Raw genomic sequence first — 13,167 nt, forward strand, 5'->3', positions numbered from 1 at the left:
TGAGCCTTATAATTCACCGTTGTACCGGGCGCTCAGCGAATGGGCAGCAGGTACAGCAGCACCGCGAAAAAGTGCGTCACACTGCCCAGCAGCACGAACACATGCCAGACGGCATGGTGGAAAGGGAAGCCGCGCCAGACATAAAAAATGGTTCCCAGCGTGTACAAAATGCCGCCCGCCATCAGCAGCGCCATTCCGCCGTCTGCCACGGCCGCCGTGAGCGGCGCCCAGGCGATCACGATCAGCCAGCCCATGGCGATATAAAAAATCGTCGACATGAACAAAAACTTTTTCGTGAAGAAGGCTTTGAACAGAACCCCGAAGAAGGCGATGCCCCAAATGACGCCGAACAAGCTCCAGCCGAGCGTACCGCGAAGAGCGACCAGCAGAAATGGCGTGTAGGTGCCGGCGATGAACAAATAAATCGAAGAATGGTCGAAGAACTCGAACAGATCCTTCAATTTGCCTTCTTTAAGGCTGTGTACCATAGTCGAATTCAGATAAAGCAGCAGCATTGTCGTTCCGTAGATGGAGAAGCTGACAACATGCCAGGCTGTGCCCCTCAAGCTGGAAAAAACAATGAGCAGGACAAGCGCGGCCACACTAAGAATAGCTCCGATGCCGTGCGTTATAGCGTTCGCAATCTCTTCCCTCCGGCTGTAAGTGTACGTATTCGCCATATCCCGTCTCCTTCCATTCACATTTTTCTTCTATTATATCCGTTCAGTGTAAGACATTCCAATGTCGCCCAGACTATTCCGCCTGCTCCAGGTGATAGATATCGCGGTACTTCGCTTCCAGATAGTCAGCCAGATAATCGGGATTCAGCGGCTCGCCGGTTACCCGTTCAATAATTTGCGACGGTGTCTCGCTCATGCCGTAGCGGTATATTTTGTCCGTGAGCCATTCCTTGATCGGCAGCAGATTACCTGAAGACACCTGAGAGTCGAATTCCGGCAGCTCTTTACGCAGGGTATGTAGAATTTGCGCCGCGTACATGTTGCCCAGCGAGTATGAGGCGAAATAGCCGAAATCCCCACCCGACCAGTGCACGTCCTGAAGCACACCCAAACTGTCGCTCGGCGGTGTAATGCCAAGATACTCCTTGTACTTCGAGTTCCACACCTCCGGCAGCTCCTTGACGGTAAGACCTTCATTAAAAATAAGCTTCTCGATCTCATACCGGATAATGATATGGAGATTATAGGTCAGTTCATCAGCCTCAATTCGGATCAGCGAATTCTCCACCCGGTTGATCGACCGGTAGAAATCCTCTGCCTCCACATCCTTGAACGTCTCCGGAAAATTCTGCTTCAGATCACCGTAATACCGATGCCAGAACTCCCGACTGCGGCCGATCATATTTTCCCATAGTCTGGATTGGGATTCGTGAATACCCATTGAAGCGCCCTGCGCAAGCGGCGTGCCGACAAGGTTCTTGTCGATGTTCTGCTCATACAGCGCGTGTCCTCCTTCGTGCAGAGAGCTAAAAATGGAGCTGGTCACGTTATCCGGCAGGTAATTCGTCGTAATGCGGACATCCCCCGGATTCAGCCCCGTGGCAAAAGGATGGACGCTCTCGTCCAGCCGGCCGGCGTCGAAATCATAGCCCATTTGCTTCAGAATAAATAGCCCGAATTTCTCCTGCGCCTCCTTGTCAAAGGTTCCGTTCAAAATATCCCCATTCGGTTTGTTAGGCGAAGCGGCAATTTGCTCGGCTAGCGGCACCAGACGGCTGCGCAGACGGCTAAAAATATCATCGAGCTTCTCGACCGTCAGGTCGGGCTCGTACATGTCCAGCAGCGTGTCGTAACGTGTGCCTTTCACGCCCCAATAATCGATGAACTCCTGCTTGAAAGCGACAATCCGGCTGAGCCAAGGCTCAAAGGAAGCAAAATCATTATTTTCCTTGGCCGTTTCCCACATCGTTTCCGTTTGAGCGGCCAAAATGGCGTATTCTTCATATTTTTCCGGAGGAATGCTCTTACTGCGCTCGTACTCCTTCCGGCAGTCCTTGACAATTTTACGCTGCACGTCAGTCAGTTGGCTGTTGATCTCCGGCTGGCTGAACAGCTCTGTGAACCGCCCCATCTCGGGCGATGTTTCCAGCTTGAACAGTTCACCGCTCAGCATTCCGATCGTCTTCGAGCGGATTTCCGTTCCCTTGCGCGGCGCTCCTGTCCGCAGATCCCAATGCAGCAGGCCGATCGCCTCGCGATATCCGCTGATTTTGGCCAACAAGACACTGAAGGCGGTCCATTGGTCCAGTATTGGTTGTTCCATCCTACACACCCGCTTTCTGCAATTTGCATGCTACTCTTGATGATACTTTTTTAAGTGCGTATAATCAACTTCGGAGCAGATTTCTTAGATTTTAAGAATTTGGCTTCAACCCTAAGTTCAGACACAGGAAAAAGGAGCGTGAATAGCAATGAAAATTCAGGTGACACCGCTCGCGGAAAAAAGACTGAAGGAACGGCTGGGCAGCCGGCCAGGGACATTCAAGCTCTTTTACGATACGGTTGACTGCGGTTGCGACGGCATCAATGTGCTGCTGATTCTGGACAAGCCGGATACCGGAGACCTGCATGTCGAAGCCGGCGATCTGCCTGTAGTTGTCGGGAACCAGCACGAGATTTTTTATGAGGAGCAATTGAAGCTGGACGCCGATTCAAATACTTCTTCTTTTAAATTAAGCAGTGATTCACAGCTGTATGGACAAAATATTTTAGTACGCGATACGCGGGGGTTGCAAGAATTCGAATCCGCGCCGGCTTCGGCCTGCGAAGTTCGGACCCGTTCTTAAATTACAGAGGAGGTTCTGACGTCATGAGCCATATTTCGGAGATTCTGGATTTCAACCAAAAGTTTGTGGAAAACAAAGAGTACGAAGCCTATTTGACCAGCCGTTTTCCGGATAAAAAAATGATTATTATCACCTGTATGGACACCCGTCTCGTGGAACTGCTGCCGAAGGCGATGAATTTCAAGAACGGTGACGTCAAGGTCATTAAAAATGCCGGCGCCGTCATTTCCCAGCCCTTTGGCAGTGTTATGCGAAGCGTAATGGTTGCCCTGTACGAGCTGAACGCGGAAGAGGTTATCGTCGTCGGCCATCACGGCTGCGGCATGGCGGCGCTGAACGCCGACCACATGATCAACTCGATCAAAGAACGCGGCATTTCGGAAGAAGTTCTCTCCACGCTGGAAAATTCGGGAATCAAGCTGACCAAATGGCTGCGAGGGTTTGACAGCATTCAGGAAGGGGTAATTCAAACTGTGGAGCTTATTAAGCGCCATCCATTACTTCCCCCTGGTGTTCCTGTTCATGGCATGATTATGGATCCGACCACCGGTGCACTGGAGCTTGTCTCGGAAGGGTACACCAGTAATTGACATCTCTCTAAACTGCTGTTTGCGCGGGTACTGTACCCGCGCCTTTTTTTGTGCTTTCGGCTATAAATGCTTGAACAGCAGACGGTAATATTCCTCGGAGTTCGGCGTAAAATCCTCCAGCCGCACCAGCCTCTGCTCCCGGCTCACATGCTGCGATTCTTCATCGGCGACGATTCCTTCAATTGTAAGAGCATCCGTCTCCCCGCTCACAAGCTGCCGGAACTCAGGGATGTTCACAAAAAACAAACCCGAAATCTCTTCCCGCTGAAACCGGTACTTCTCTAATTCCTGATCACACGTATACAGAAACACATGGCTGAATTCCCTGTCGATTAGACCGGGCGCAGGTCTGCTCTCCTCCGCGGCCATCCCGCAGTAGATCAGGTCTTCAAACGGAACGGCAAGCCCAAGCTCCTCCTGAAGCTCCCGAACGCCATCCTCTACCGTTTCCCCGGCCTGAAGATGTCCCGCACAGGAGGTGTCGAGCCGTCCCGGGAAAGTATCCTTGCTCATATGGCGCAATTGAAACAGCAGGCTCCCGCCCGTGCCAACCGAAGGGTTAACGACCCAGCAGTGGAACGTTTGGTGCCACAAGCCTTTGACGTGCGCATTGTTCCGGCTGTCGGTCCCGATCCGGACCATTTGTTCATCGAAAATGTCGAACATTTCCGGCAGCGGCATTTCCTTTCCCTCCCTAGAACAAAGTTCGCAATCTCTGCTTCGTTGAATATTTTTAAGTATCGCAGTACAGGCTATCGGTTGTCTACAGTTTGGCCGCAGATGCTTGCCGCGCAGCATTAAAAATCAGATATTTAAAAATGAAACCATTTGGACAGGTCCGCGTATTACCGGATAACTGCAGAACTAAAGCATAAGCTTTCGAAGCGAGTTTTGCGAAGCTGTTCTGGAAGCGTATGCTTACAAAACTAAGCCAATGCTTTCGAAGCGAGTTTTGCGTAGTTCTGCCAGGAAGCGTATGCTATCAAAACTTTTAGGAGGTCAAGTTACTCAATGAAATTCTTAAAGAGCGCAATGATGATCGTAATGGCATTTACCCTCTTCTTTGTGGCGGCGGCACCGGATTACGCCGATGCGCGGCGCGGCGGGGGCGGCTTCAAATCGGGAAGGCAGGGCTACACGACAACGCCGAATAAAGCACCGCAGAGCAATGTGAGCAAAAGCGACGGCACCAAAGGAACGACAGCAGGCACCACGGCAGGAACAACGAACCGCGGATTCTTCAGCGGCGGCAGCTTTATGAAAGGCATGATGATCGGCGGTCTGGCCGGTCTGCTCTTCGGCGGTCTGTTCGGCAACATGGGCTTCTTCGGTAACCTGCTCGGCTTCGCCGTCAATCTGCTGGCCATCTATCTGGTAGTAATGCTTGTCCTTTCCCTCTTCCGCCGCAGACGCCGTCACAACTATAAAGAACGGGATGGCCGTTACTAATGTCCGTAACCGTGCTAAGCATGGACGAGATTATCAACGCCATTTGCCTTCATATGGCTGAGCGCAAGGGAATTCAGGCAACCGATGTCCAGGTGGAGCTCAGTTGGGAAGAAGATACCGGCTACACCGCCGAGGTGTGGACGCAGGGCCGAAGCCAGTATATCGTCGAGAGCAACATCATCGAGGCGATCCTGCGCTATCTTCATACCGAATACAACATCCGTGCATACCGCGAGGATGTCAGACTGGAGCTGGACGAGGAGATCACAGCGGTCGTCCATGGCTGATATTTCAGCTGGAGTATCCTTTGGCATCAGCTCAGGTAAAATATGCTACACGCAAAAAGCGTTCATCTGCCCGTGCGGTGGATGAACGCTTTTTTTAAGTATCTTTTTCCCGCATTTGACCCACATTGGATCTGTCTGCTGCGAGGAGATCGCTGTTCCCCCGCTTCTTATATAAGCGAAAGTGCCAGCAAATTATACAGCACCAGCGGCAAGACAACATTGCCCGGATAGTACGGATAGGGCGGGTAATACGGCTGGTAAGGATAGTAAGGCTGATAAGGATTATAGTAGCCGCGCATAGATTGGTATTGTGTAGACGTTGTTGTCACCGATACCGTCAAATAAAGATGGCCTTCATCAAAACCCGAGATGCAGCCTTCGTGGGTAACACCGTCGATAGTCGTTACCTTGACTTTCTGGTTAATGTAGGGCATCAGCGCACCGTGCATTGATTCGCGCACTTTTTTTACATGATGGAGCGAGGCGGGGTCGGCTTGATAAATTAGGGTCTGCGGGCCGGAATATGTGGACATAAGCTCATACCTTTCGTCGATGGATTTTATACAATAAGGTATGCATTCGCCCAGACGGTGGTGAAATAAAAAAGGGAGCCGCAGCTCCCTCCATTCAGCATTCAATCAAGATTCCGTCATGTTCTTAAAGGGCGATCATGCCCGTTATTTCGTCTCCTGCTCTTTTTTCGCCAAAAGCTCGCGAACAGCCTCAAGGCTTGTAATCGGCTCGCGGCAGGCAAAGTCCTGACAGACATACGCGGTAGCCGCTCCGCCGATGGCCGATTTGTCCTTCAGATGAGGAAGCAGAGCTGTAAGCTCATTCGCCGAATCTTCCCAATGGATGATCAGCGAAGCCTCAGGCAGATAAGCCTTCTGGACCAGTGAGATCATGCTGTGCAGCGACGGGTCGTCTTTCTTGCCGGAGAGCACCCATTCCTTGCCGCCGCTCGTCAAAGCCAGCAGGGCTTGCAGGAACATCCCGTAGCTTGCGGGATATTTCATCGCGGCTTTGGCCAGCACAGCGGCCGTCCGCTCGGCCACGCCTTTCAGCTTGACATCCTGGGTAATGGCCGCCAGCTTATACAGCGTCTTCACGGCCACGGAGTTGCCGGACGGCATCGCACCGTCATACAGCTCCTTCGAGCGGATGGGAAGCTTCTCCGCATCCTTGCCTGTGAAGAAAAATCCGCCCTCCTCCTCGTCCGTGAACAGCTCTAGCAGCCCATCTGTAAGCACCAGTGCACGCTCCAGATACACGGCGTCTCCTGTGGCTTCGTACAGCTCGGTCAGCCCCCAGATCATAAAAGCATAATCGTCGACATATCCCGGATAAGCGGCCTCGCCGTCCCGGTATCTCGCCAGCAGCCGGCCATCCTCGCGCCGCAGCCGCTCCCAAATGAAATCCGCCGCAGCACCGGCGGCCTTGGCGTATTCCGGTTTTTGGAACGCTTTGGCTCCTTTGGCCAGCGCCGCGATCATCAGACCGTTCCACGAGGTCAGCACTTTGTCATCCTTGGACGGATGCACCCGCTTCTCTCTGTACGCGAACAGCTTCTCCCGCCACTCCTCGATCCGGGACCGCAGGGCCAACGGGTTCATGTCCAGCTTGTCCGCAAGCTCTTCCGGCAGGCCTTCAAGCAGATTCGGGATGCTGTATCCACGCGAAATGCCCTCCTCCGTGATCCCGTACACATGACAGTACGAATGCATATCCTGGGCGCCCAGCGCTTCTTCAATCTCTTCCCTGCTGAAAATATAAAATGCGCCTTCCTCGCCGTCCGAATCGGCATCCTCCGCCGAATAGAACGCCCCTTCGGGTGAAGTCATCCCGCGCAATACATAAGTGAACACGCTCTCCGCAATCTCCGAATACAGCGGCTTCCCGGTAATTTGATAGGCTTCCACATAAGCAGAGGCAAGGAGCGCGTTGTCGAAGAGCATTTTTTCAAAATGGGGCACGAGCCACTGATCGTCGGTGGAATAACGGGCAAAGCCGAATCCGATATGGTCGTAGATTCCGCCCCGGTACATGGATTCCAGCGTCTTCTCCACCATTCGCAGCGCCTCCGGCTTGTCGAACGCCTGACTGTATGCGAGCAGAAAAGACAGATTATGCGGGGTCGGAAACTTCGGAGCCTGCCCGAAACCGCCATACGTCTCATCGAACAACGTAGTGTATAAGCGGAACGCATGATGCAGCAATTCATCCGTTAAAGCGACCTCTTCACCCTCGTTGTTCTTGAGCGCCGCAGCCTGAATTTCGGAGAGCAGCTCGTCGCCAAGCCGAGTTAGCTTATCGCTGTCCGTCTCCCATTTTAACCGGATCTGTTCAAGCACTTCCATCAAACCGACCTGTCCCATCATCCGCCGCTTCGGAAAATACGTCCCTGCATAGAATGGCTTCTTCTCTGGCGTCAGCACAACGTTCAAAGGCCAGCCGCCCGCCCCCGTCATCGCCTGACAGACCGACATATACAGAGCGTCAATATCCGGCCTCTCCTCGCGGTCTACCTTGATCGATACAAAATGGCCATTTAGCAGCTCGGCGACCTCTTCATCCGCGAAGGACTCCTCTTCCATTACATGACACCAGTGACAGCTTGAATAGCCGATTGATACAAATACAGGCTTGTTCTCCGCTTTCGCCTTTTCGAACGCTTCCTCTCCCCAAGGGAGCCAATCCACCGGATTGTGTGCGTGCTGGAGCAAATAAGGACTCTTCTCGTTGATTAACCGGTTGGTGTGTTTCGGTGGAACGGTTTTTTCGTTCATGGGAACAGCCCCTTTTTTTTCATATTTTTCGATAATTATAATATACCCTTTGGCAGCCGCACCTAAAAAAATGTGGACATTTCCGCTCAATACTTCATTAAAATAAGTCTAACACTATTAGATTTTCTTTTTTTGTAAATCATTTGAAATCTCCCATAATCATCTGATCCAATGTCGTTCCACTGAGAACCATAGGAAATACATTCTCTTCCTTCGGTACAACAAACTCCACAAGTACAGGTCCAGGCGTTTCCAGAGCTTCTTGCCAAATACGGAAAGCCTCTTCTTTATTGCTTGCTCTCAATCCCTTGATACCGTATGCTTCAGCCAATTTTACGAAGTCGGGACTCCCCCCAAGATCGATGTGGCTGTAACGATTATCGTAAATGATTTCCTGCCATTGTTTGATCATCCCCAATAATTGATTGTTAATCACAACAATTTTGACAGGTATATTATTAATAGCGCAAATAGTCAGTTCTTATCCTTTATCTGTACGAATTTTCGAGGAATTCAGCCGACATGCAGAGTTTCTAAAAATCATGTTCGGAACAAACGGAGACCTCTCTTACGCGAATCGGTACAAAAACTTTCTCGCTGAACAAATGATTGATAAATTCAGTTACTTACAACCACAGGATGAGAAAATGCACATTCCGCGAGATTACCTGATTGCTTATATGTCCTCGGCTAATTTCGGCATACTCATGCATTGGCTGGAATCCGGCATGAAGCAAACGCCTCAACAAATGGGAAGGATTATGGCCCAAATCATCAATTATGGACCCATTATTTCTTCCGGTCTCCGAGAAAAGTAATTTCAGGAAAATTCAGATGAGATGAAATAAGAATTGCCGCAAGGATGGGCTGAGGCCATACAGCAATAGGCCCGAGCTTTGCACAGTTCACATTTCATCGACAAGCACCAACCTTCTGTCCTCATCATTAACAAGGGAGGAAAGAAGGGCGGGATGCAGTTAGATAACAAAGATTATGAACAGCGGGCAATCTTTCTGGCAGCCGTCTGCGGACAGACTTATGCGCAATTTACAAATACGGACGGTTCGTTCGTCGTTCCATTGAATTACTCGGTCAGTCATACCATTCAAGCAAAATCTATAAGCAATGTATAGGAACGCTTCATATTTATTATCGAATCTCCGCAAGAGATTATTATTGCCTTTCGGGGAACGAGTTCAACGTCCGATTGGATCTCTGACATCATCGCTTCTCAAAAGAGGTTTAAATACACCGCTATCTTTCCGGAATGGAGGCGTTGGCCTCAATCACATCATCGGTAGCTATTTCACAGAGCTCTCCCGGCTTCAGCCGCAATTCACCCAATTGTTATGTGTAACGAACCCTGGGTTCTGTCCAGTTGCGGAAGTGAAACCACAAAAACCAACGAAGACTTTCAAGGAAACTATCTTTTTGAGAGGTTTTGAAAGCAAGCTGCCTTGTCCTACCAAATGAACAATAAAGATTTCACTGTGATTCTCCGCCGCTGCGGACAACGCGAACAGCAGGACTCACGAAAGAGCCCTGCTTTCTGGTATTGCTTCAAGCGAATTAGGATTGCTACTGTGCCTTCTCCAACGCATCATTTATTCTGGTAACTACTTCCTCCATTTTCTCATAAGTAATCGTTCCCCCCGAATTCATATCCATAAAAGTCTGAATGCCCCAGAACGACCATTTTAGCAATTCATCCAGATTTTCATTTGCCTGCTCTTGATTAATCAAGCCGTTTTCTATCAAAAACTGATAAAAGATTGGTTTGGCCGTCGCATTCTCTAGCAGTTCTGTAAATCCGCTGTCCGTCCTGATCTTTGAGACATACTTCCGGGAATTTTCCACCTGAACCGCCTTCGTAAGGCGGATGTCTCGGCTTGAGGCGCCGATCCGGACGATGAATTCCGCAGTGTCTGCAATCCATTTGCCGAACTCCGGGTTATAGTAAGAGAAGTCACGTTCTTCTAACACAAATTCAACTGTTTTCGTTTCTCCGGAATGGAGCGCCACTTTCGCGAAGCCCTTTAACTCTTGAACCGGACGAGGGAGCTTTGATTTCGGCTGTGAAAGATACAATTGTATAATTTCTTTCCCGTAGACATCACCAGTATTTGTAATATCTACAGTTACTTTTAAAGTTTCGGGCAGCTTAACCGATGATGACGATACGGTAAGATTGCTATACGTGAATTGCGTATATGAAAGGCCGTGCCCAAACGGAAACCGCGGAGCGATTTCTTTTTTGTCGTAATAGCGGTAACCTACATAGATTCCTTCACTGTAGTACAGATCCTTTTCATTGCCGGGGAAGCTAAGATACGCAGGGGTATTGTTTAATTTCTCCGGAATGGTGGCAGACAGTTTGCCGGAAGGATTCACCAAGCCGAAGAGGATATTGGCAAGAGCCGCTCCCATGCCTTCCCCGCCAAACCAGGTCTCCAGCACAACGCTAGCCATATCGGTCCAGGGCATCGAAACCGACTCTCCGTTAGCCAGTATCAGAATCGAGTTTCGATTTACGGCACAGACCGTTTCAATCAGTTGTTCATGACCCGATTCGATATTCATATCCCTCCGGTTGTAATCATCACTTTCTTCGGGCATAAAGGCTCCGGCGAAAATCAAAACAACATCCGCATCGCGGGCCAGAAGCCCGGCCTCCTGCAACAAAGCCTGATTTGTAGAGCCGTCGCTGTTATATCCGGGAGCATAAGCAACCTCGATAGTACCTTGGCACAGGCTGCGTATGCTATCCAGCGGTATATCTACCAGCTGCGCATTCACGACGGCGCAACCTGTTCCTTGATATAACGGTTCAACCGCCAATTTGCCGACAACCGCAATTTTCTTGATTTTCTCAGTGGATAGTGGCAGTAATTGCCGCCCGTTTTTCAATAAAACAATGGATTCCTCTGCGGCCCGCTGTGCGATCCGGTGATGCTGAACAAAATCGAACTCGGCCTTTGGTTCCGCTTTTTCCGTCAGACTAAATACAAGCTGTAGAATATGCTTCACCCGGCGGTTAAGCCACTCTTCGGCGATGTCGCCTTTTTGAACGGCCTCTTCCAAAAATCTTGACGAGCTTAAAGAAAGCGGCATTTGCAAATCAAGCCCCGCCAAGGTGGCTTCCACCACATTTTTGACCGCCCCCCAGTCACTGATCACCGCTCCGGCGAATCCCCATTCCTCACGCAAAATCTGATTGAGCAGCAAGGGATCTTCGCTGGCTTGAACCCCGTTAATTTTGTTGTACGCACTCATGACGGTAGTGGGCTTGGCCTGATTAACGACCCGTTCAAAGGCTGCTAAATAGATCTCCCGCAGAGCTCTTTCCTCCACAATGGCATCCACCAGTGTTCGTTTGGTATCCGAATTATGGCAGGCAAAATGCTTGAGAGAAGTGCCGACCCCTTGACTCTGCACACCCATAACCATGGCTGCGGCCATGTCCCCTGTTAAATAGGGGTCTTCCGAATAGTATTCAAAGTTGCGTGCTGTTAAAGGATGCCGGCGAATGTTCATTCCGGGGCCCAACAGTAGATGGATTCCCAGGCGACGGCACTCCTTGGCAATCGCTTGGCCGATCTCATAGATCAGCTCTTTATTCCATGAGCAAGCAATCGTTGATGCCGAGGGAAAGCAGGTAGCCTTATGGGTATTACTGATCGCCTCTTCACTGTCAAATCGGCTGCTAATGGACTCATAAAAGGATTGCGATCGGGTGATTTCGGAATCCTTCTGAAATCGGACGCCGCTTGAACCGTCACTCATAAGAATAGAAGGAATGCCCAGGTGTTTAAAGGCTTTGGTTTTCCATGAATTTTCACCGGTACATAACGCCACTTTTTCATGTAAGGTCATATCACTTATAAGCCTGTCCAAATCTTTATGCATAGTTAACCCCATTTCCAGTATTTTCGGTCTTTATTCAGCCAGACGATCCCATTCGTTTTGTAATTCTTGGAGGAAACCGTCCTTATCCACTTGACCGGCTACAAATCTCTGTACAGCTTCCCCAAAAGCCTGTGCAACACCATCCGGGTAGTAGGAATTGTACGATCCATATACCTTTCCTTCCTTTAAGTAGCGGGAAAGGTCTGCTCCCAAATCACCAATCGTTTCATTATCTGCCGAAAAGGAAGAGAATCCCGGTATAAGCTGCATGTCCTTGGTCATATGGGTTTGTCCTTCCGGCGTAGTGACAAGCCAGTTGAAGAAGTCCTTTACTTCTTTTTTTACATTAGAATCCTTATTGATGGCCCAATAACCACTAACGCCCGCATACAGTTTGTCATTCTCTTCCGGATTGTCGTTCACCGGGAGAGGCATTAACCCTGTTTCGAGGCTCGCATTTCCATTATCAATAGTCGGCTGGAGCCAGTTTCCTCCGAGCGTCATAGCTATCTCGCCATTCACCAATTGGGTAGTCTGATTATTAAAGTTGGTGCTCAGCCCGTTCTTTCCGTTGGCAAAATCATATTGAATAAAATCCGCCACTTCCTTAAAAATTTCATTTCCAACAAATGTAGCGGTTCCGTCATATAACCCTTTAATAAAAGCCAGCGGATCCTTCTGACGGGCAATCCCCATATTAACCAGGAAATTACCAGCCTGATACCAATCCATATATGCCCCTACTAAGGGTTGTATTCCGGCTGATTTCAGCGATTCGACATCCTGTTTCAATTCGGTTAATGTTACGGGAACCTTGGATATCCCCGCTTGCTGAAAGAGCTTTTTGTTATAGACATATCCATATCCTTCCACAGATACCGGCAGTCCGTATACTTTTCCATCATCTCCGGTAATGCCTTCCTTCGCCAGGGGAATCATATCTTTAGTCCAGGGCTGATCCGTCAAGTCCTCCAGTTGAGACTGCCAGAGTTTCAAATCCTGATTCCCAAGTACTGTAAAGACATCGGGCAGTTCTCCGGAAGCCAACTTGGTCTTGAGACCCGTGCTGAAATTGTCGCTGACAGACTCAATCGAAAATTGAATGTCCGGGTGAAGGGCAGTGTACGCTTCTGCTGTCTTTTTCAATGCCTTGTCAATCTCAATTTTGTTCTGATAAATATATATTGTCTTGGTTTTAGCGCTTTCCGAAGTACCCGTTTGCGAATTTTGTCCTTCGTTCGCTTGTCCACCGCATGCCGTCAATGCCAGCACCCCTGCCAACGACACGCACAGCATAGTAAGTCTCCCTTTTGTTCTCTTCATTCTTTTTCCTCCTAAAATTT

Annotated in this window: 13 protein-coding genes and 1 pseudogene; 6 read left to right on the plus strand and 8 right to left on the minus strand. The window is 49.7% G+C overall.

Annotation, left to right across the window (positions count from 1 at the left end):
* Positions 1–32: 32 nt before the first annotated feature.
* Both trhA and G5B47_RS02740 read right to left on the minus strand, forming a co-directional pair.
* The gene (gene trhA / locus G5B47_RS02735; protein ID WP_165094061.1) at positions 33–680 is read right to left on the minus strand and encodes a PAQR family membrane homeostasis protein TrhA; all 648 of its coding nucleotides are present in this window, start codon (positions 678–680) and stop codon (positions 33–35) included.
* 73 nt (positions 681–753) lie between these two features.
* Positions 754–2,283, minus strand: coding sequence for a carboxypeptidase M32 (locus tag G5B47_RS02740; RefSeq protein WP_165094064.1), 1,530 nt, complete (start codon positions 2,281–2,283; stop codon positions 754–756).
* Between the two features lie 148 nt (positions 2,284–2,431).
* Between G5B47_RS02740 and G5B47_RS02745 the strand changes: the two genes are divergently transcribed.
* Both G5B47_RS02745 and G5B47_RS02750 read left to right on the plus strand, forming a co-directional pair.
* On the plus strand, positions 2,432–2,806 hold the full coding sequence (locus G5B47_RS02745; protein WP_165094066.1) for an iron-sulfur cluster biosynthesis family protein: 375 nt from the start codon (positions 2,432–2,434) through the stop codon (positions 2,804–2,806).
* A 23-nt stretch (positions 2,807–2,829) separates the two neighbouring features.
* Positions 2,830–3,396: a beta-class carbonic anhydrase gene (locus G5B47_RS02750; protein WP_165094069.1), complete on the plus strand. Its 567-nt coding sequence runs from the start codon at positions 2,830–2,832 to the stop codon at positions 3,394–3,396.
* A gap of 60 nt (positions 3,397–3,456) precedes the next feature.
* Here G5B47_RS02750 and G5B47_RS02755 read toward each other — a convergent pair whose 3' ends face one another.
* On the minus strand, positions 3,457–4,077 hold the full coding sequence (locus G5B47_RS02755) for an NUDIX hydrolase (RefSeq protein WP_165094072.1): 621 nt from the start codon (positions 4,075–4,077) through the stop codon (positions 3,457–3,459).
* A 330-nt stretch (positions 4,078–4,407) separates the two neighbouring features.
* On the opposite strand from G5B47_RS02755, the gene G5B47_RS02760 reads away from it, so the two are divergent.
* Positions 4,408–4,845: a hypothetical protein gene (locus G5B47_RS02760; protein ID WP_165094075.1), complete on the plus strand. Its 438-nt coding sequence runs from the start codon at positions 4,408–4,410 to the stop codon at positions 4,843–4,845.
* Positions 4,845–5,132 carry a YxcD family protein gene (locus tag G5B47_RS02765; RefSeq protein WP_165094077.1) on the plus strand — a complete coding sequence of 96 codons (288 nt, stop codon included), beginning with the start codon at positions 4,845–4,847 and terminating at the stop codon, positions 5,130–5,132. Before G5B47_RS02760 ends, G5B47_RS02765 begins: the two co-directional genes overlap by 1 nt.
* A gap of 167 nt (positions 5,133–5,299) precedes the next feature.
* On the opposite strand, the gene G5B47_RS02770 is transcribed toward G5B47_RS02765, so the two are convergent.
* The 3 genes and pseudogenes from G5B47_RS02770 to G5B47_RS02780 all read right to left on the minus strand — a co-directional run.
* Positions 5,300–5,581 (minus strand): LSm family protein, encoded by a 282-nt coding sequence (locus tag G5B47_RS02770; RefSeq protein ID WP_235949644.1) that lies wholly within the window; start codon positions 5,579–5,581, stop codon positions 5,300–5,302.
* 228 nt (positions 5,582–5,809) lie between these two features.
* The gene (locus tag G5B47_RS02775) at positions 5,810–7,918 is read right to left on the minus strand and encodes a thioredoxin domain-containing protein (RefSeq protein ID WP_165094083.1); all 2,109 of its coding nucleotides are present in this window, start codon (positions 7,916–7,918) and stop codon (positions 5,810–5,812) included.
* A gap of 139 nt (positions 7,919–8,057) precedes the next feature.
* A pseudogene (locus tag G5B47_RS02780) lies at positions 8,058–8,399 on the minus strand (thiamine pyrophosphate-dependent enzyme); the annotation flags it as partial.
* A 61-nt stretch (positions 8,400–8,460) separates the two neighbouring features.
* Between G5B47_RS02780 and G5B47_RS26130 the strand changes: the two are divergent.
* Positions 8,461–8,736 (plus strand): TetR-like C-terminal domain-containing protein, encoded by a 276-nt coding sequence (locus G5B47_RS26130; RefSeq protein WP_407945202.1) that lies wholly within the window; start codon positions 8,461–8,463, stop codon positions 8,734–8,736.
* A gap of 153 nt (positions 8,737–8,889) precedes the next feature.
* On the plus strand, positions 8,890–9,051 hold the full coding sequence (locus G5B47_RS25485; RefSeq protein WP_193373899.1) for a hypothetical protein: 162 nt from the start codon (positions 8,890–8,892) through the stop codon (positions 9,049–9,051).
* 445 nt (positions 9,052–9,496) lie between these two features.
* On the opposite strand, the gene G5B47_RS02795 is transcribed toward G5B47_RS25485, so the two are convergent.
* Positions 9,497–11,824, minus strand: a complete 2,328-nt coding sequence (locus G5B47_RS02795) for a glycoside hydrolase family 3 C-terminal domain-containing protein (RefSeq protein WP_165094089.1) — start codon at positions 11,822–11,824, stop codon at positions 9,497–9,499.
* 30 nt (positions 11,825–11,854) lie between these two features.
* Positions 11,855–13,147: an ABC transporter substrate-binding protein gene (locus tag G5B47_RS02800; protein ID WP_165094092.1), complete on the minus strand. Its 1,293-nt coding sequence runs from the start codon at positions 13,145–13,147 to the stop codon at positions 11,855–11,857.
* Positions 13,148–13,167 lie beyond the last annotated feature (20 nt).

The sequence above is a fragment of the Paenibacillus apii genome, assembly GCF_011043685.1.
GTDB classification, from domain to species: Bacteria; Bacillota; Bacilli; order Paenibacillales; family Paenibacillaceae; genus Paenibacillus_AQ; species Paenibacillus_AQ sabinae.

Bases quoted from the DNA above. Each gene is read 5' to 3' on its own strand.
- G5B47_RS02740 (WP_165094064.1), bottom strand. From the start codon at position 2,283: ATGGAACAACCAATACTGGACCAATGGACCGCCTTCAGTGTCTTGTTG.
- G5B47_RS02795 (WP_165094089.1), bottom strand. From the start codon at position 11,824: ATGCATAAAGATTTGGACAGGCTTATAAGTGATATGACCTTACATGAA.
- trhA (WP_165094061.1), bottom strand. From the start codon at position 680: ATGGCGAATACGTACACTTACAGCCGGAGGGAAGAGATTGCGAACGCT.
- G5B47_RS02745 (WP_165094066.1), top strand. From the start codon at position 2,432: ATGAAAATTCAGGTGACACCGCTCGCGGAAAAAAGACTGAAGGAACGG.
- G5B47_RS02760 (WP_165094075.1), top strand. From the start codon at position 4,408: ATGAAATTCTTAAAGAGCGCAATGATGATCGTAATGGCATTTACCCTC.
- G5B47_RS02755 (WP_165094072.1), bottom strand. From the start codon at position 4,077: ATGCCGCTGCCGGAAATGTTCGACATTTTCGATGAACAAATGGTCCGG.
- G5B47_RS02775 (WP_165094083.1), bottom strand. From the start codon at position 7,918: ATGAACGAAAAAACCGTTCCACCGAAACACACCAACCGGTTAATCAAC.
- G5B47_RS02750 (WP_165094069.1), top strand. From the start codon at position 2,830: ATGAGCCATATTTCGGAGATTCTGGATTTCAACCAAAAGTTTGTGGAA.
- G5B47_RS02765 (WP_165094077.1), top strand. From the start codon at position 4,845: ATGTCCGTAACCGTGCTAAGCATGGACGAGATTATCAACGCCATTTGC.
- G5B47_RS26130 (WP_407945202.1), top strand. From the start codon at position 8,461: ATGTTCGGAACAAACGGAGACCTCTCTTACGCGAATCGGTACAAAAAC.
- G5B47_RS25485 (WP_193373899.1), top strand. From the start codon at position 8,890: ATGCAGTTAGATAACAAAGATTATGAACAGCGGGCAATCTTTCTGGCA.
- G5B47_RS02770 (WP_235949644.1), bottom strand. From the start codon at position 5,581: ATGCACGGTGCGCTGATGCCCTACATTAACCAGAAAGTCAAGGTAACG.
- G5B47_RS02800 (WP_165094092.1), bottom strand. From the start codon at position 13,147: ATGAAGAGAACAAAAGGGAGACTTACTATGCTGTGCGTGTCGTTGGCA.